Origin of the sequence: Knoellia sp. 3-2P3, assembly GCF_029223115.1 — a bacterium.
Lineage (GTDB): Bacteria > Actinomycetota > Actinomycetes > Actinomycetales > Dermatophilaceae > Pedococcus_A.
This window is the reverse complement of the sequence record NZ_JARGZE010000005.1, coordinates 160,418-176,308: the sequence shown is the minus strand read 5'-3', so window position 1 is coordinate 176,308 and position 15,891 is coordinate 160,418. Positions and strand designations below refer to the sequence as shown.

The 15,891-nt window shown below is 69.6% G+C and carries 19 protein-coding genes and 1 pseudogene; 10 read left to right on the top strand and 10 right to left on the bottom strand.

Translation table 11 applies throughout. From position 1 onward, the window contains the following. Window positions 1-29 precede the first annotated feature (29 nt). Complete coding sequence (locus P0Y31_RS15340; protein WP_275870906.1) at window positions 30-725, bottom strand: 50S ribosomal protein L25/general stress protein Ctc; 696 nt, start codon at window positions 723-725, stop codon at window positions 30-32. A gap of 141 nt (window positions 726-866) precedes the next feature. After that, window positions 867-1,847, bottom strand: coding sequence for a DMT family transporter (locus P0Y31_RS15335; protein WP_275870904.1), 981 nt, complete (start codon window positions 1,845-1,847; stop codon window positions 867-869). Between the two features lie 76 nt (window positions 1,848-1,923). On the opposite strand from P0Y31_RS15335, the gene P0Y31_RS15330 reads away from it, so the two are divergent. Then, complete coding sequence (locus tag P0Y31_RS15330) at window positions 1,924-2,475, top strand: CGNR zinc finger domain-containing protein (RefSeq protein ID WP_275870902.1); 552 nt, start codon at window positions 1,924-1,926, stop codon at window positions 2,473-2,475. Window positions 2,476-2,555: 80 nt separating this feature from the next. On the opposite strand, the gene P0Y31_RS15325 is transcribed toward P0Y31_RS15330, so the two are convergent. From P0Y31_RS15325 to P0Y31_RS15315, 3 genes are all read right to left on the bottom strand, one after another. Continuing rightward, window positions 2,556-3,536 (bottom strand): ribose-phosphate diphosphokinase, encoded by a 981-nt coding sequence (locus P0Y31_RS15325; RefSeq protein ID WP_275870900.1) that lies wholly within the window; start codon window positions 3,534-3,536, stop codon window positions 2,556-2,558. Next, window positions 3,533-5,005: a bifunctional UDP-N-acetylglucosamine diphosphorylase/glucosamine-1-phosphate N-acetyltransferase GlmU gene (gene glmU, locus P0Y31_RS15320; protein WP_275870898.1), complete on the bottom strand. Its 1,473-nt coding sequence runs from the start codon at window positions 5,003-5,005 to the stop codon at window positions 3,533-3,535. Before glmU ends, P0Y31_RS15325 begins: the two co-directional genes overlap by 4 nt. A gap of 120 nt (window positions 5,006-5,125) precedes the next feature. Continuing rightward, the gene (locus P0Y31_RS15315) at window positions 5,126-6,268 is read right to left on the bottom strand and encodes a hypothetical protein (RefSeq protein WP_275870896.1); all 1,143 of its coding nucleotides are present in this window, start codon (window positions 6,266-6,268) and stop codon (window positions 5,126-5,128) included. 676 nt (window positions 6,269-6,944) lie between these two features. Here P0Y31_RS15315 and P0Y31_RS15310 point away from each other — a divergent pair. From P0Y31_RS15310 to P0Y31_RS15295, 4 genes are all read left to right on the top strand, one after another. Next, the gene (locus P0Y31_RS15310) at window positions 6,945-7,550 is read left to right on the top strand and encodes a hypothetical protein (RefSeq protein ID WP_275870894.1); all 606 of its coding nucleotides are present in this window, start codon (window positions 6,945-6,947) and stop codon (window positions 7,548-7,550) included. 112 nt (window positions 7,551-7,662) lie between these two features. Continuing rightward, a complete protein-coding gene (locus tag P0Y31_RS15305; protein WP_275870892.1) occupies window positions 7,663-8,346 on the top strand; it encodes a class I SAM-dependent methyltransferase in 684 nt (227 codons plus the stop codon). Between the two features lie 2 nt (window positions 8,347-8,348). After that, on the top strand, window positions 8,349-9,131 hold the full coding sequence (locus tag P0Y31_RS15300; RefSeq protein WP_275870890.1) for a thioesterase family protein: 783 nt from the start codon (window positions 8,349-8,351) through the stop codon (window positions 9,129-9,131). Window positions 9,132-9,215: 84 nt separating this feature from the next. After that, the gene (locus tag P0Y31_RS15295; protein ID WP_275870888.1) at window positions 9,216-9,467 is read left to right on the top strand and encodes a hypothetical protein; all 252 of its coding nucleotides are present in this window, start codon (window positions 9,216-9,218) and stop codon (window positions 9,465-9,467) included. Between the two features lie 3 nt (window positions 9,468-9,470). Here the strand turns inward: P0Y31_RS15295 and P0Y31_RS15290 are convergent, their stop codons facing one another. Then, entirely contained in the window at window positions 9,471-9,923 is a 453-nt protein-coding gene (locus tag P0Y31_RS15290) for a hypothetical protein (protein WP_275870886.1), read from the bottom strand. Between the two features lie 198 nt (window positions 9,924-10,121). Here P0Y31_RS15290 and P0Y31_RS15285 point away from each other — a divergent pair, with 198 nt between their 5' ends. The 4 genes and pseudogenes from P0Y31_RS15285 to P0Y31_RS18595 all read left to right on the top strand — a co-directional run bounded on the left by P0Y31_RS15285 (window position 10,122) and on the right by P0Y31_RS18595 (window position 12,234). Continuing rightward, window positions 10,122-10,850: a hypothetical protein gene (locus P0Y31_RS15285; RefSeq protein ID WP_275870884.1), complete on the top strand. Its 729-nt coding sequence runs from the start codon at window positions 10,122-10,124 to the stop codon at window positions 10,848-10,850. Between the two features lie 77 nt (window positions 10,851-10,927). Then, window positions 10,928-11,071, top strand: a pseudogene (locus tag P0Y31_RS15280) (DUF664 domain-containing protein); the annotation flags it as partial. A 56-nt stretch (window positions 11,072-11,127) separates the two neighbouring features. Next, complete coding sequence (locus tag P0Y31_RS15275) at window positions 11,128-11,412, top strand: DUF664 domain-containing protein (RefSeq protein ID WP_275871295.1); 285 nt, start codon at window positions 11,128-11,130, stop codon at window positions 11,410-11,412. A 603-nt stretch (window positions 11,413-12,015) separates the two neighbouring features. Beyond that, window positions 12,016-12,234: a hypothetical protein gene (locus P0Y31_RS18595; RefSeq protein WP_345803642.1), complete on the top strand. Its 219-nt coding sequence runs from the start codon at window positions 12,016-12,018 to the stop codon at window positions 12,232-12,234. A gap of 112 nt (window positions 12,235-12,346) precedes the next feature. Here P0Y31_RS18595 and P0Y31_RS15265 read toward each other — a convergent pair whose 3' ends face one another. From P0Y31_RS15265 to P0Y31_RS15250, 4 genes are all read right to left on the bottom strand, one after another. Continuing rightward, window positions 12,347-12,781 (bottom strand): hypothetical protein, encoded by a 435-nt coding sequence (locus P0Y31_RS15265; RefSeq protein ID WP_275870881.1) that lies wholly within the window; start codon window positions 12,779-12,781, stop codon window positions 12,347-12,349. A 138-nt stretch (window positions 12,782-12,919) separates the two neighbouring features. After that, the gene (locus P0Y31_RS15260) at window positions 12,920-13,399 is read right to left on the bottom strand and encodes an SRPBCC family protein (RefSeq protein ID WP_275870879.1); all 480 of its coding nucleotides are present in this window, start codon (window positions 13,397-13,399) and stop codon (window positions 12,920-12,922) included. A gap of 409 nt (window positions 13,400-13,808) precedes the next feature. Beyond that, a complete protein-coding gene (locus P0Y31_RS15255; RefSeq protein WP_275870876.1) occupies window positions 13,809-14,240 on the bottom strand; it encodes a hypothetical protein in 432 nt (143 codons plus the stop codon). 303 nt (window positions 14,241-14,543) lie between these two features. Beyond that, a complete protein-coding gene (locus P0Y31_RS15250) occupies window positions 14,544-14,990 on the bottom strand; it encodes a hypothetical protein (protein WP_275870873.1) in 447 nt (148 codons plus the stop codon). 263 nt (window positions 14,991-15,253) lie between these two features. On the opposite strand from P0Y31_RS15250, the gene P0Y31_RS15245 reads away from it, so the two are divergent. Further along, window positions 15,254-15,826: a DinB family protein gene (locus P0Y31_RS15245; protein ID WP_275870871.1), complete on the top strand. Its 573-nt coding sequence runs from the start codon at window positions 15,254-15,256 to the stop codon at window positions 15,824-15,826. The last annotated feature ends 65 nt before the right edge of the window (window positions 15,827-15,891 follow it).

The window sequence follows — 15,891 nt, the reverse complement described above, 5'->3', positions numbered from 1 at the left end:
CCGGGCCCTTCGGGGGACGACGGTGAGGCTCAGGCCTGCTCGCCCTCGGCAGGAGCGGCCTGCTCGCCCTCGCCCTCGCCTTCGGCGGGAGCGGCGGCCTCGGCCTCGCCCTCGGCGGGCGCGGCCTCCTCGTGCTCGATGCCGGCCTCGGCCTCGGCCTCGGCGAGCTCGGCCTCGAGGGCCTCGGCGGAGATCTGCTGCGTGACGTTGACGACCAGGGCCTCGGGGTCGGTGAGGAGCTCGGCGCCGCGCGGCAGGGTCACGTCCTTGGCGTGGATCTGCGTGCCGGCCTCGAGACCCTCCACGGAGACGGTGACGTTCTCCGGGATGTGGGTGGCCTCGACCTCGAGCTGCAGCGCCTGGGTGTCGACGGTGACGACGGTCTCGGCAGCAGCCTCGCCCTCGACGTGCACCGGCACGTCGACGGTGACCTTCTCGCCGCGCTTCACGACGACGAGGTCGACGTGCTCGATGACCGGCTTGATGGCGTCACGCTGGACGTCCTTGGCCAGGGCGAGCTGCTCCTTGCCGTCGAGCTCGATGGACAGCAGGGCGTTGGCGACCTTGAGTGCCAGCATGGTCTCGTGACCGGGGAGCGTGATGTGCACCGGCTCGGCGCCGTGGCCGTACATGACGGCGGGGATCTTGTGGTCGCGACGGATCTTGCGGGCGGCACCCTTGCCGAACTGGGTGCGGATCTCGGCGACGAGCTTGGTCTCGGACACAGGTCTCTCCTGAAACGTGGGGATCAATGACGCGGTAGGCCTCGACGCGGGGCGCAGCACGGAGACTCCACCGCGTCGATCACGGACGGGCACGACCGGAGGCCGTGCAGTGTCCCTCGCCGAGGCAACAACCCGAGAAGTTTAGGGGACAGGTGTCGGCACAGCGAAATCCGCCGGCTGCAGGGCCCGCGTCACCCGCAGCTCCTCCACCCGCACGGCGACGACGCCCGCGACGATGAGCAGGCCACCCACCAGCTGCACGACGCGGGGCAGCTCGCCCAGCAGGAGCCACGCCAGCGCGATCGCGAAGAGCACCTCGGTGAGCATGAGGAAGGACGCCATCGTGGCCCCGAGGTGGCGCACGGCACCGATGCCCGCGGCATACGCGAAGGCCGCCGCGACGACGGCGAGCTCGGCGATGGGAACCCACCACGCCACCTGCACGCCCCCGACGACCACGTCCGAGGAGGACGCCTCCATCGGCAGCAGCTGCAGCAGGCCGGCGGTGCCGAGCACGAGCGACCCCACGACGAGGCCGGCCCAGGCCAGGGCCAGGGGCGGCAGCGACTCCTCGTGCTCGTGCTCGGAGAGCAGGAAGTAGCCCACCAGCCCGGTGGCGGCCAGCAGGCCCCATGCGACACCGGAGAGACTGAGCCGCACTCCCCCGAGGACGTCGAGCACCAGGAGCAGGCCACCCATGGCGAGGACGACGCCGGCGACGGTCAGCCGCCCCGGCCGCTTCCCGCGTGCCCACAGATAGCCGACGATGAGCACCGGCGCCAGGTACTCCAGCAGCAGCGCCACGGCCACCGAAAGCCGCTCGACGGCGTTGAAGTAGGCGAACTGGCACAGCGCGACGGCGACCACGCCGTAGGCCGCGGCGAAGCGGGCATTGCGGCGCAGCAGGTGCCACCTGCCGCGCAGCACCACGACGACGGCCGGCAGGAGGACCAGTGCGGCACCGGCAATGCGGGCCGTGACGACCGCGCCGGGACTCCACCCGGCCCCCAGCAGGGGCTTGGCGAAGGCGCCGGAGCTGCCGAAGGTGGCGGCCGACGCCAGGGCGAGCCCGAGGCCCAGCCCGGCGCGCGACCGGGATGCGGTGACGGTCAGCGGGGCCATGGATCTCTTCTCAGGGCGTCAGGGGCAAAGACGTTTATGGTGATGACGTTACGGACCTCCCACGACAGGAGTCAAGGTGCTTTTTGCCCATGACACTGAGGTCGCCCTCGTCGCGGCGGCCGCCCTGGTCAACACGGCCACCGACGGCGACTCGCTGCGCACCCTGGCGGACCTCGACCGCTTCCTCGAGCGCTACGGCTGGACGGGGTCGCGCACCCGCGACGCCGCCGAGCTCGAGGCCGTGCGGGCCCTGCGACCCCGGCTGCGCGAGGTCTGGCTCGCCGACACCGATGAGGCGGTCGCCGGCGTCAACGCGCTGCTCGCCGAGCACCACGCCCTCCCCCAGCTCGTGCGGCACGACGAGTGGGACTGGCACCTGCACGCGACACCCGCGGAGGCGCCCCTCGCCACACGCATGGCGGTCGAGGCCGCCATGGCCCTGGTCGACGTGGTGCGCAGCGGCGAGACCAGCAGGCTCGGCGTGTGCGCCGCCGACGACTGCGACGACGTGGTCATCGACCTGTCGAAGAACCGCTCACGGCGCTACTGCGAGAAGGGGTGCGCCAACCGCACCCACGTCGCCGCCTACCGCGCCCGCCGCGCGCGCCTTTCTCGGGTCACCCGATAAAGGTGCGCTTCACCCGAGGTGCCACCAGGGCGTGACTGGCTGTCTATCGGGTCACCCGATAAACAGCCCGGGGCGAGGAGTCAGGCGCGGCCGTCGAACAGGCTGGTGACGGAGCCGTCCTCGAAGACCTCGCGCACCGCGCGGCTGATCAGGGGCGCGATCGACAGCGTCGTCAGCTTGTCGAACTGGCGGTCGTCACCGATGGGCAGGGTGTTGGTGACGATCACCTCGAGGGCGCTGCACGCCTTGAGGCGGTCGACTGCGGGGCCGGAGAGGATCGCGTGCGTCGCGGCGATGATCACGCCGGCGGCGCCGTCGGCCATCAGGGCGTCGGCCGCCTTGGTGATGGTGCCGGCGGTGTCGATCATGTCGTCGACGAGCACGCAGACGCGGCCCTCGACCTCACCGACGACGCGGTTGGCCACCATCTCGTTGGGCCGGTCGATGTCACGGGTCTTGTGGATGAACGCCAGCGGCGCTCCCCCGAGCCGCTCCGACCACTGCTCGGCCACCTTGATCCGGCCGGCGTCGGGCGAGACCACCGCGAGCGCCTCGTGGCCGTACTTTTCACGGACGTAGTCGGTGAGGATCGGCAGCGCCATCAGGTGGTCGACCGGGCCGTCGAAGAAGCCCTGGATCTGCGCGGTGTGCAGGTCGACGGCCATCAGGCGGTCGGCGCCGGCCGTCTTGAGCATGTCGGCGACGAGCCGCGCGGAGATCGGCTCGCGGCCGCGGTGCTTCTTGTCCTGGCGGGCGTAGCCGTAGAACGGCAGCACGACGGTGATCCGCTTGGCCGAGGCGCGCTTGAGCGCGTCGATCATGAGCAGCTGCTCCATGATCGCCTGGTTGATCGGCGTGGCGTGGCTCTGGATGACGAAGGCGTCCGAGCCGCGCACGGACTCCTGGTAGCGCACGTAGATCTCGCCGTTCGCGAAGTCGTAGGCCGTCGTCGGCACGAGCTGGGTGCCGAGCAGCGAGGCGACCTCCTCGGCGAGCTCGGGGTTCGCGCGCCCCGAGAAGACCATGAGGTTCTTCTCGGTGGCCTTGACGATGCCGGTCACGGCTGGTCCGCCTCTCCTGCGTCAGGGGTATGCCGTGCGGCCGCCTCTGCGGCGGCCGCCGTCTTGGTGCCGGCGCGGCGACGGGCCACCCAACCGGCGATGTTGCGCTGCATGCCCCGGGCAACCGCCATCTGGCCCGGCCCGACGTCGCTGGTGACAGCCGACCCCGCCGCCACGTAGGCGCCGTCGGCGATGTTCACGGGAGCGATGAGCACGGAGTCGGACCCGACGAACGAGTGGGCCCCCACCGTGGTGTGGTGCTTGGCGACACCGTCGTAGTTGGCCACGATCGTGCCGGCGCCGATGTTGGCGCCCTCGCCGATGGTGGCGTCGCCGCAGTAGGTCAGGTGGGGCACCTTGGCGCCGTCACCGATGCGCGCGTTCTTGGTCTCGACGAAGCCGCCGATCTTGCCCTTGGCGCCCAGCACGGTTCCCGGACGCAGGTAGGAGAACGGACCGACCGTTGCGCCCTCGCCGATGACCGCGCCGTGGGCCTCTGCTCGCCTCACCTCGGCGCGCGCCCCGACCTCGGTGTCGACCAGGGTGACCTCGGGGCCGACGACGGCGTCGGCGCCGATGCTCGTGGCGCCGACCAGCTGCGTGCCCGGGAGGACGGTCGCGTCACGGCCGATGGTCACGTCGGCGTCGATCCAGGTGGTGTCGGGGTCGACGATGGTGACGCCTTCGCGCATCCACTTCTCGGTGGTGCGGCGGTTGAGCTCCTTGCCCATGCGCGCGAGCTGCACACGGTCGTTGACGCCCTCGGTCTGCCAGAGGTCGTCGATCAGGTGCGCGCTCACCCGGCGCCCGGCGGCACGGGCGATCGCCAGGACGTCGGTGAGGTACTTCTCGCCCTGCGCGTTGTCGGTGGTCACCTCGGCCAACGCGTCTCGCAGCACCTCGGCGTCGAAGGCGTAGATCCCCGAGTTGATCTCGGTGAGGGCCAGCTGCTCGGTGGTGGCGTCCTTGTGCTCGACGATCCCCTCGACCGCGTCGTCGGCGCCCCGGATGATGCGGCCGTAGCCGGTGGGGTCGGCGAGGTTCGCGGTGATCACGGTGACGGCGCTGCCGCTGGCGGCGTGGTGCTCGACCAGCTGGTGCAGCGTCTCGCCGGCGAGGAGCGGGACGTCGCCGTAGGTCACGAGGACCGTGCCCTCGAGGTCCTCGGGGAGCACCTCGAGCGCGCACTCGGCCGCCCGGCCCGTGCCCTTGACCTCGTCCTGGTCGGCGATGATCGCCTTCGGGTCGACCTCGGCCACGTGAGCCGCGACGAGGTCGCGCTCATGGCGGACGACGACGGCGAGGTGCTCGGGGCCGGTGGCCCGGGCCGCGGCGATCGCGTGGCCCACGAGCGTGCGGCCGCCGATGCGGTGGAGGACCTTGGGGGTCGCGGACTTCATCCGGGTGCCCTCACCTGCGGCGAGGACGATGACGGCGGCGGGGCGGACGGTGCCGCTGGGGGTGTTCACGCGTGAGGGCTCCAGTGCTCGGGTGCCTCAGGACGCCGTCATGCTACCGGCCGTGCCCGCCCTGGTCCCCCGCCGGCTGCCGTGCGGACCCTGAGTGAGGTCCGCACCGGCGTTACCGGCTCAGGGAAAGACCGCCAGCCTCGCCACGGCCTTGCCGTTCACCTTGGTGAAGTCCCCGCCGACCCAGAGGTCGTGGTTCGCGGGATCCACATCTGATGCGAAGACGCCGTGCGCACTGTTCAGGGTCGGCGACCACGAGGTCAGGCTTCCGGTGCTGAGGGAGACCTCAAACGCCTTGCGTCGGCTCAACGGCTTGTCGCAGACGTACGGGCTGCCGGAGCCCGTGTTGCCGACGCAGTAGTTGGTGAAGTGCCCGGCGGCGTAGAGCGAGTCACCGTCCACCGTGACGCTTTGCACACCGCCGTCCGTCTGATAGATCGGGCGCTGGAGCGACCCGTTGGGGTTCCAGATGCCCAGATGCCCGCCGGAACCACCGCCTCCGACGTAGACGCCGCGCGAGTCGGCGGTCACTGCCTGCACCGGGAAGCCGGCGCGCGGCAGGAACGAGGAGTCCACCGCCCCGCTCGTGGCGCCCACCGCGCCGAGGTAGGCGGTCTGCGCGGTCCCGTTCAGGGCCGTGAACGTGCCCCCGACGTAGACCCGGTCGCCGCCGGAGGAGGACGCCAGCGCGTAGACCTTTCCGTTGGAGGAGGGTTTCCAGACGGTATCCAACACCCCCGTGCCCACCGAGAAACTGGCCAGGCGGTTCCGGACAGCGCCTCCGACGCGGGTGAAGTCACCACCGAGGTACAGCTTCGTGCCGGACAGTGCCAGTGCCCGAACCGTGTTGTTGGGTGCGCCCGACAAGGCCTGCGGCGCCCCGGTACCCCGGTCCAGGGCCGCGAGGTACGGACGGGACGCACCATTCACCGTGGTGAAGATGCCTCCCGCGTAGACGGTTCTCGCCGAGACAGCCAGGGCCAGGACGTCGGCGTTGGCTGCGGGTGACCAGCCCAGCACCGCACACGTGTCGGTGTCCACCGCGGCCAGTCGCGTGCGAGCGAACTGACGCCCATATCGGTCGGTGACATGGGTGAACTGACCGCCGAGGTAGGTCGTCCCTCCGTCGACGACCACGGCGTTGACGCGTCCATCGGTCTGGGCACAGGCCCGAGGGCTTCCACCCACGGAGGCCTGGGCCGACATCGCCCCTAGACCGACGATCGCCGTCGCCGCGACAGAAGCCCTCAACAACTGTCCCATGTTCATCACTCCTTCAGTCCGAAGTCGGCCAGGAAGTCCCCGGTGGTGAATCCGCTGCGTGCCCCAGGTAGGTCGTGAGGCCCACCGTGTTCTCGGTCGTCTTGAGCAGCGAGTAGTGGTCGTAGCGCGTCGCGATCCTGCTTCGCGGTGCTTCGTGCCCTCGTCCCTCGTCCCTCGTCCCTCGTCAGCACCACCACCGGTCGACCGGCTGGTAGTCGGGGCTGTTGAAGCCACACGTGATCGCCGCACGTCGGCCCCTCCTCATCACAAAGACGTGCGCGGAGGCCGGCGCCCCCTTGCCCGCCCTCATGCAAGCAGAAGCAAAAGGGTCCGCACTCCCGGTCGATGGCGTAGGAGGGGCCGGCACAATGGCGGAGAGCCACAGCGGCCGCGCTACGACGGGGCTTCGGCCTCCCGCTCGACTCGAGCGAGAGGCGCCGCCCGTGCGGCGGCTTGTCACTGACCCGCCTCGCCCGCCCCCGCCAGCCCGGACGTGGAGCGGCGGGCCTCACAGGCTCTTCACATCCTGGGGCACGGGTCCGGACAGGCAGGCGGACCACCGTGGACACGACACCGGGCAGATGCCCGAGGGATGTCACGAGAAGGGTGCACACACATGTCTGTCAGGAAAGAGCTCGCTATCACGGCCGCCGCTGTGGCTGCCGCAGGAGTCCTGGTGGGAGGCGTGACCGCGGTGTCCAACGCCTCCACCACGAGCCGGGTCGCCCAGAGCGGGTACTCGGGCGAGGCGTCGGCCGCGGGCACGGGCCGGGGCGGCCACGCCCACACCGCCGTCACCGGCGACGAGCTGGCCAAGGTGACCGCCGCGGTCAAGGCCGAGGACTCGGCCGTCACGGTCCAGAGCGTGCGGAAGGACCCCGACGGCTCCTACGACGTCCTCGGGACCAAGGACGGCACCCGGGTCATGCTCGAGGTCAGCAAGGACCTCAAGACCATCGAGACCCGCACCGGCGGCCCCGGCGGTCACGGCGGGCACGGTGGCGGGCCGGGCGGCCACGCCCACACCGCCGTCACCGGCGACGAGCTCGCCAAGGTGACCGCCGCGGTCAAGGCCGAGGACTCAGCCGTCACCGTCCAGAGCGTCCGGAAGGACCCCGACGGCTCCTACGACGTCCTCGGGACCAAGGACGGCACCCAGGTCATGCTCGAGGTCAGCAAGGACCTCAAGACCATCGAGACCCGCACCGGCGGCCCCGGCCGCCATGGCGACGGCCAACAGCCGGCTCCCACCGCGACCGAGTCCGCGACGTCGACGACCTGAACCCACCCGCCAGGCCGCGAGCATGAGGTGGGGCCTGCAGTTCCTGCAGGCCCCACCTCCTCTGCCCGGACGCGCCGGGCCCCGAGCCCCGAGCCCCGTGCAAACATGGGCCATGACCGACGACGCGTCCGTGCCGGCATACGCCTCTGTGCAAAGGGCTTACGACGCGGTCGCGGTGGACTACGCCGCGCACTTCCCGGACACGCGACCGGAGGCGCCCCTGGACCTCGCCATGCTCGACGCCTTCGCCGCGGCGGTGGGTGGCAGCGCTGGCGGGCAGGTCCTGGACGCCGGGTGCGGGACGGGCCGCATGAGCCGGCACCTGGCGGACCGCGGCTGTTCGGTGCAGGGCGTCGACCTCTCCCCCGGCATGGTCGCCCTGGCTCGCCGCGACCACGCCGACCTGGCGTTCGCGGTGGGGTCGTTGACGAGCCTGCCTTTCGCGGACGCCTCCTTCGCCGGTGTGATGCTGTGGTACTCGATCATCCACACGCCCCCCGCCCACGTGGCGCGGATCGTCGCCGAGACCGCCCGCGTCCTGCGCCCGGGCGGCCACGTGCTGGTCGGCTTCCAGTCGGGGACGGGAACACGCGACGTGTCGGAGGCGTACCGCAGGTACGGGCACGACATCGAGCTCGAACGGCACCTGTACACCGCGGACGACGTGGCCGCCGCGCTCGAGGCGGCAGGCCTCCGGGAGACCTGCCGGCTGGTCCGACGGCCGCAGGGACCTGAACGGGACGACCAGGCCTTCGTCACCGCCCAGGCGAGCCAGCCCGTTCGTAACCTGGTGTGAACGTGGCCTACTTCGAACGGATCTCCGCGACGTCATACCGCGCGACCGGACACGTCGGCGGCGCCTGGAACACCGAAGAGCAGCACATCGCCCCCGCCCTCGGCCTGCTCGTCCACGACGTCGAGCGTGATCGCGACGCGCGCCGCGACGACGGCCTGATGATGGCACGGCTGTCCTTCGACATCCTGGGCACCGTTCCCGTCGACGTGGTCGAGACGTGCGTGCGCGTCGTCCGGCCCGGCCGCACGATCGAGCTCGTCGAGGCCACGCTGAGCCACGAGGGCCGAGATGCCGTGCTGCTCCGGGCGTGGCTGATGAGGCCCGGGAACACCGGCCACCTCGGCGCGACCTCGTTGCCGCGCATCCCACCGCCGGACGAGATGCCTGCTTGGGACGCGTCCACGGTGTGGCCCGGTGGGTTCATCGCCTCCGCAGAGGTCCGCCGGGCGCAGAGCGAGCCGGGGCGTGCCTCCTTCTGGGTTCGCACCCCGCTGGACCTCGTTCAGGGCGAGGAGGTGAGCCGGCTCGCGAGCGCTGCAGGCCTCCTCGACATCGCGAACGGCATGACGGTGCGCGCCGACCCCCGACAGGTGGCATTCCCCAACGTCGACCTGACCGCCCACCTGTTCGCCGAGCCCCGCGGCCCGTGGGTTGGCTTCGACACGACCGTCTCCTTCGGTGCGACGGCTCTCGGCCTCACCAGCAGCGTCCTGCACGACGAGCACGGACCGGTCGGCACGATGGCCCAGATGCTCACCGTCCGTCCCGGCCCGCTGCCCCGGTAGGGCTGAGCGTTCCTCGCCCCGGGTCAACATCCAGCCGGGTACCGTGTGCCGCTCAAGGTGCGCCAGGAGCAGAGGGGGCGAGCGGTGGACGGGAGCTGCACGTCCCTCATCTGTGACTTCTCGTTCTCCGTGAACTGGTGGGGACTGGGGGCCGTGGGGGTGACCGCCCTGGCGATCGCGCTCGTGGCCAGGATGTGGTCCGGAGGCCTCGGTGAGCCCTGGGGTGGGCACCGGCCCCTGGTCTGGTTCCTCGTGGTGGTGCTGCTGCCGCCCGTCGGCATGGTCTTGTTCGGCGTCGCCGCAGCTCAGCAGCTCAGGGCGCAAAGCCAACGCTGAGACCTACTGGTGGACTGCGGCCTTCACCAGCTCGACGACCTTCTCCTCCACCACGGGGCTCCACTGGAGGAGCGCGTACGACACCGGCCACATGTCGCCGTCGTCGAGGTTTGCCGCGTCCTGGAACCCCAGGGTGGAGTACCGGTAGTTGAACTTGCCGGCGTCCTGGAAGAAGACGACGACCTTGCCGTCCACGTTGGTGTAGGCGGGCATCCCGTACCAGGTCTTCGGCAACAGCTCGGGTGCGGTCGCGGTGACTACCACGTGCACACGCTCGGCCAGCGCGCGATCCTCCGGCGCCATCTCCGCGATCCGGTCCAGGACCGCCTGCAGTCCGTCGGCCTTCTTGGCGCCCCTCTTGCCCTCGGCGCGCAGCTCAGCGGCGCGCTCCTTCATCGCGGCACGTTCCTCGGCGCTGAAGCCGTCCGACTCGGTCTTGGCATCCTTCGTGGGCATTCCCGGGCTTCCTTCCTCGACGATCGGGCTCGGCTTCCTGCCTGCCTCTGGTCGAAGGCTAGGCCCGCGCGAGACAGTGACGCTTCTCGATTCCTGATCGGAATCGGGGCCGCCTCGAGTCTGGGGCTCGCGGGTGCCACGGGGAACCGCCGACATGTCCAAGGCGTCACACCCCCGTCAAGTGACGGGGGTGTCTGCATGACTGCAGTGGGGCGGATCAGGGGCAGCGGCGCAGTGGCGGTCCTTCTGGCGGTGGCATTGACGTCGTCCTGCTCGACCGGGTCGGACGGCGCCCAAGGCTTCGTCCCCGCTGCGCAGAGCCGCCAGGACGCGGCGGCCCGCATTTGCCCCTACGAGAACCTCTCCGAACTGCTGGAAAACACGCGGTACACCGTCGGAGGCCGGCGCCCTCACCCCGCCACGGTCGCTGTTGTGACGGGCCGCTTCCTCGGCCTCGCCCCAGGCCGTGCCTTCACCGTCGAGGGCGATGACGCGCCCGACGGAACAGAGATCGGCTTCGACAGTCCCGACGCCCTGTGGCGAACCATGCACGCCAGGTTCGCCGTCGGGCAGGTCATCTCTGGCAGCGTGTCGGGCCAGGAGATCACGGTTGGCCTGGCCTTCCCGGCAGAGTCGGACCTCGACCCGATCAGGAAGGACCTTCTGGACCTGGGCCCTGTCGCGTTGTTCCTCGAGCGCTCCCCCGTCTTCGGTTACGACGCCACCCTCTACTCAGTGGTGCTCGATGGTGGCCTCATTGCCCCGATCGACGCCATGGGAGGGTTGTCGCTGCCCGCACTCGCGCCGTCGGAGGCGGAGAAGCTCTTGCGCGAGTCGCGCAGCGTCAAGGCATTGAAGGCCAAGGCGCGCGGCCCACATACGGTCATCGAACTCGACGCCACCGGCACGGAGAGACTGCCGCAGTGACTGGCTGCCCCTCTCGGTGAAGCAGTACAGGCCAGACGGCGAGTGGAGCCGGAGGCGGGGGCCTAGGGTGCCGACACATGACGCGCGAACGTGCCGAGCTCCTCGCCCACCTCGACGCCGAACGACGGCACGTGCTGGCCGCGGTCGAGGGGCTGAGTGAGGTGGACCTGACCCGCGCGGCCGCCCCTTCCGGCTGGTCAATCGCGCAACTGCTCAACCACCTCACGTACGACGACGAGATCTTCTGGGGCGGCGCGGTCCTCGGCGGCGACGAGGAATGCATTGGTCTGATCCAAGACGGTTGGAAGGTTCCGGTCACCTCCGGCGCGGAGCGGTGGCGGAGTACCGCCGCTGGGGGCGGCGGAGCGACGCTGTACTCGCCGAGGTGGATCTCGACGAGTCCCCCCGCTGGTGGCCGCCGGAAGAGGTCTTTCCCTTTCCACCGTTCGCTGACGCACGCGGCTGCGTGTACAGGCTTCTGGTGGAGACGGCCACCCATGCCGGCCATCTCGACATCGCTCGGGAACAGATCGACGGGCGCCAACACCTCGTGGTCGGGTAGGGGCCCGGCCGGGTGCCGTCATTTCGGCGATGCAGCCCACCGCGTTGACAAATGGCTGGCTGCAGCGCCGCACATGGGCAAGGCTGACTCAATGACCAGCAGCGACCTGTGGGACGCAGAGACAGCCGAGCGGTACGACGAGACCTCGGCCTTCATGTTCGCACCGGATGTCCTGGAGCCTGCCGTGCGGTTCCTGGCCGGGCTGGCCCACGATGGCCCCGCGCTCGAGCTCGCGATCGGTACCGGACGGGTGGCCATTCCCCTGGTCGAGCGCGGGATCTCGGTGAGCGGCATCGAGCTTTCACAACCGATGGTCGACCAGCTCCGCAAGAAGCGCACTGACATCCCAGTTCTGGTGGGCGACATGGCGACCAGCACGATGCCGGGCAGTTCTCGCTGGTGTACCTCGTCTGGAACAGCATCGGAAACCTGCGAACTCAAGCCGAACAGGTCGCCTGCTTCCGCAACGCAGCCCGCCACCTCGCGCCGGGGGGAAGATCCGTCATCGAGCTGTGGGTCCCCGGCATTCGGCGTTTCCCGCCAGGTCAGGCCGCTGTGCCGTTCCACGTCGGGCAGCAACACGTTGGCTTCGACACGTACGACATGACCACCCAGCAGGGCACGTCCCACCACTACCGACGGCACGCAGACGGCACCGTGACATACGGCGCCAGCAACTTCCGCTACATCTGGCCAGCTGAGTGCGACCTCATGGCCCAGCTCGCCGGGATGGAGCTCGAGCGGCGGGTCGCCGACTGGAAGGGCAGTCCCTTCACAAACGACAGCGAGAGCCACGTCTCGGTCTGGCGCAAGCCGGCCTGACCCGAGCCGCGCCGTCAGCGCTCGCCCGAATGTTGGCGACGTGGCCGAAAGCGGGATTCATCGCGGTGCGGGCAGTAGGTCCCGGACGACCACCCTGACGGTGCGCGCACCGTCAGGAGCGACCTCCCACGCGCAGCCAGCGGCGCATGACGAGGACCAAGCAGGCCGCTGGACCTCGAACGGGCTCGGCGGCCATGCCTGGCCCGAGCAGCGCCATGTTGTAGGGCAGGTTCTCCTCCGCGACCCAGGGTCGCGGATCCACGCCGTGCTCAATCATTCGGCGCACGGGGTGTCCGGTGGCTGCACGGCGCAGGTGTCCCGGCTCGAAGATGCGTCCGGTGGCGTGCTCGTTGCGGTCGACGGGCTCACCAGCGGCCTGACGTCGGTCGATGTCGGCTTGGATCGACCGCACGCACGCCTCGAACTCCCGCTCGTTGTCGAAGGCAGCTACAACGACGTGGCGCCGCTCGTGCCGCTCGGGGTCGTAGCGGTAGTGGGACACCACGAACCGGCGGATGCTGTCGTCCCCCACATCGACCCTGCCCACAGCACGAGGCTACGGCGAATCCGCCGGACCCGCCCCAGCGGTGAACTGGTTCCGCCCACCAGGTGATCCGACCGAGGACCGAACGCGCTGATGTGCCGCCGAGCGCATGCCGGTGTCGCTACTGACCCGAGGAGGCGCTCACTCGTCGGCAGAACCCGGCTTCTGCTCGAAGGACGCCTTGAGCGCGTCGACGGTGATGGTGCGCTCCTTGACAGCCATCCGGCGCCAGATCGGTGCACCCAGGCGCCACACGCCGTACGACACCAACTTGCCGCGATGGCGGACCAGCGTCTCTCTGTCACCGGAGGGCTGCAGGTGGTAGCTCGGCCAACCCTCGAACTTGAGCCTGCCCGACTTCGACTTCTCCCACCAGTGGTAGACGATCGTGTGCGGGGCCTCCATCTCGGCAATCTCCCCGGGCATTGAACCCTGGGTCGTCTCGTCGACGAAGGTCGTGCCGACGGCGGGTTCTCCGGGGGAAGTCTGCCGGGTGTGCTTGAGCATGCTTCCCGTGTTGGCCATCCAGTCGTTGTGCCCCTCGATGTCGGCGAGCCGCGCGAATACCTGGTCGATCGGTGCCCGGATCGTGCGCTCGAGCTCGAACTCGATGGGCTTCATGCGACCAGCATCCTCGCGCGGCGGTTGCGCAACAAGGCTCCAGCAGCACCTGGCCAGCCCTCCGCACACCGGCTCTACCATGTCCGGGTGAAGCACGTCGCGCACACCGGGCTCAGGGCCGCACTCGTCATGTGCGGAGTGCTCGCCGTGGCGTGGCTGGTACAACGCTTCGTCTTCCTGCCAAGCGTCCCGCTTTGGTGGCGCATGGCCTGCGTAGCGACTCCGATGGTCCTCGGCATTGCCTTGGTCATAGTCGTCGACCGGCTTTGGGGAGCCAGACACAGCCGTCCCCGTACTTGAGTTTCAGAACTGCGCGTCAGCAACGGTGGCGGTCGGCGTCTGCGAGGTTTGAGCAGCGACCCATCTGAGGATCACCAGGCGTTTCGCGCTCGTGCCGCTGTCGGCGCGCCTAGGTGATCGGGGTGTTCGCCAGCGACACGACAGTTCCGACCACCAAGGCTGCCGCCACGAGCGGCATGAACCAACCCGGGCGCACCCGGGCGCGCCACAGCGACCAGATGGCGACCAACGCGAGCAGGATGCCGAACACGATGCTGCCGACGTGGCCGAGGTCGCTCAACGGCCACGCCTCTTCGCACACGGGTGGGCAGTAGACGATCGGATAGCCGTTGGTCATCGCCGCCCAGCCGGCGCCGAGGATCCCGGCGCTGGCGACGCCGCTGCCGCTGCCCCGAGCGCCCGCCATGAAGGAAACCGCCCACCAGAGCTGGATGAGCGCAACGCCGACAAGCGTCGTCGTCTCGGTCAGAGACAGTGTCCCGTGCAGGTCGAACAGGCCGACACCGAAGTCGATGATGATGTGCAGCGCACTGAAGAACATCGTCGCCAAGCCAACCCAGAGCCACACCGGCATACGCCAGTCGCGGCCTGACCAAGCGAGTTGTTCGCTTCCCACGTACCCACTATCGACCATGTGAGGCGATCTGCTGTCAACAAGGTGGCGTGGTGAATTGGGAGCGGAACTCGGACCGGAGCCATCCGCATCTTCGGCCACCGTGCCCAAAGACTCGCCGAGGCGACCAAGTCCGCCCCTGACCGCTGACAGACGGCTTGGAGGGGCCCTCGCCCTGGTCGCCATCGTCCAGGCAGAGCCGCGCCCGGGGACCGAGAAGGGCGGCAGCCCTCAGCGTTGCTCTTCGAATGCGTACCGATCGAGCGCGGAGGCCCACATCCGCGAGACCAGCCGGCCCATGGGGCCGTGATGCACGAGAAACAAGAGCGGCTTCTGCAGCCAGGAGGCGTTGGTGCTGCTCCACGCGGCATGAACCCGACTGCCGCCGTCACCGAGGGGCGATATCCGCGCGAAGCCTTCGCCACCGCCGCCGTAGCTGCTCTCCATCACCGTCCAGCTGACGACGTCGGGATCGGACCAGTCATAGCGGGCGACCACCCAGAACGGAGACCCAGGAGTACTTTCCCGCGCCAGGGCCCAGTCGTCGCCATGGTCGAGCAGTTCGTAGGTCCGCGGGTCCAGCGTGTGCTTCCAGATCTGCAACCGGCGGTCGGTGAAGTCCGTCAAAGCGCGACGCACCTGCCCGGGCGAAGCCTTCGTCTCCAGGTCGAACCGCACCTGACCATGGGAGCACGTGGAGACAGACGCGTCCATGGCGTTGGCACCGCGCGACCTGACGGTCGCGCCCGAGCGTCGATGGCCCTCCTCTGCCGCCGGGCCCGCGTATCGCACGCTCAGAGGTTGTCTCACGTGGCAAGTTTCACGAGCTTCTTGTAGCAGGTCAGGGCGACGGCCATGGCCAGGCCTCGGCTCTGCCGGGCGTTGCGGGACCACGTACGGGACCTTCAGGCCACGAGCAGCCCATGGCAGGCTCATGCCGCATGATCGACGAATTCGCGAAAGACAACCTACACGGGAGACTGCGGCGGGACCGCAAGGCGCTGCTCTGGAAACTCGACGGCTTGTCCGAATACGACGCCCGCCGACCTTTGACAGCGACCGGGACCAACCTCCTCGGCCTGGTCAAACACGTGGCCACCGTCGAGGCCAAGTACTTCGGCGAGGTCTTCGACCGCCCTTCCCCGGAACCGCTGCCCCGGTGGCAGGACTACGACGGCAGTGATCTATGGGCGACCGAGGACGAGATCATCGGGTTCTACCGGCGCACGTGGGAGCACTCGGACGCGACGATCAACGAGCTTCCCCTCGACGCCCCCGGCCACGTGCCGTGGTGGCCGGAGCCTCATCCCAACACGAACCTGTTCGCCATCATGGTCCATGTCCTCGGCGAGTCCATCCGGCATGCCGGGCACGCCGATATCCTCCGCGAGGGCCTCGACGGCCGGACCGGGGTGCGCGCCGAAAACGAGAAGCAGATCGACGCGGAAGCCCGAGCAGCCTACTGCGCGAAGATTGAGCAGGCCGCCAGGTCGGCCGCACCAATCAAGGCTTAGAGGTTGTCTCACGTGACTTGATGTTCGTGCGGCATGTGGCCGGTCGTGGGTGCTGACCTCATCGA

Bases quoted from the DNA above. Each gene is read 5' to 3' on its own strand.
- P0Y31_RS15335 (WP_275870904.1), bottom strand. From the start codon at position 1,847: ATGGCCCCGCTGACCGTCACCGCATCCCGGTCGCGCGCCGGGCTGGGC.
- P0Y31_RS15315 (WP_275870896.1), bottom strand. From the start codon at position 6,268: ATGGGACAGTTGTTGAGGGCTTCTGTCGCGGCGACGGCGATCGTCGGT.
- P0Y31_RS15305 (WP_275870892.1), top strand. From the start codon at position 7,663: ATGACCGACGACGCGTCCGTGCCGGCATACGCCTCTGTGCAAAGGGCT.
- P0Y31_RS15290 (WP_275870886.1), bottom strand. From the start codon at position 9,923: ATGCCCACGAAGGATGCCAAGACCGAGTCGGACGGCTTCAGCGCCGAG.
- P0Y31_RS15285 (WP_275870884.1), top strand. From the start codon at position 10,122: ATGACTGCAGTGGGGCGGATCAGGGGCAGCGGCGCAGTGGCGGTCCTT.
- P0Y31_RS15275 (WP_275871295.1), top strand. From the start codon at position 11,128: ATGCATTGGTCTGATCCAAGACGGTTGGAAGGTTCCGGTCACCTCCGG.
- P0Y31_RS18595 (WP_345803642.1), top strand. From the start codon at position 12,016: ATGACCACCCAGCAGGGCACGTCCCACCACTACCGACGGCACGCAGAC.
- P0Y31_RS15260 (WP_275870879.1), bottom strand. From the start codon at position 13,399: ATGAAGCCCATCGAGTTCGAGCTCGAGCGCACGATCCGGGCACCGATC.
- P0Y31_RS15255 (WP_275870876.1), bottom strand. From the start codon at position 14,240: ATGTTCTTCAGTGCGCTGCACATCATCATCGACTTCGGTGTCGGCCTG.
- P0Y31_RS15245 (WP_275870871.1), top strand. From the start codon at position 15,254: ATGATCGACGAATTCGCGAAAGACAACCTACACGGGAGACTGCGGCGG.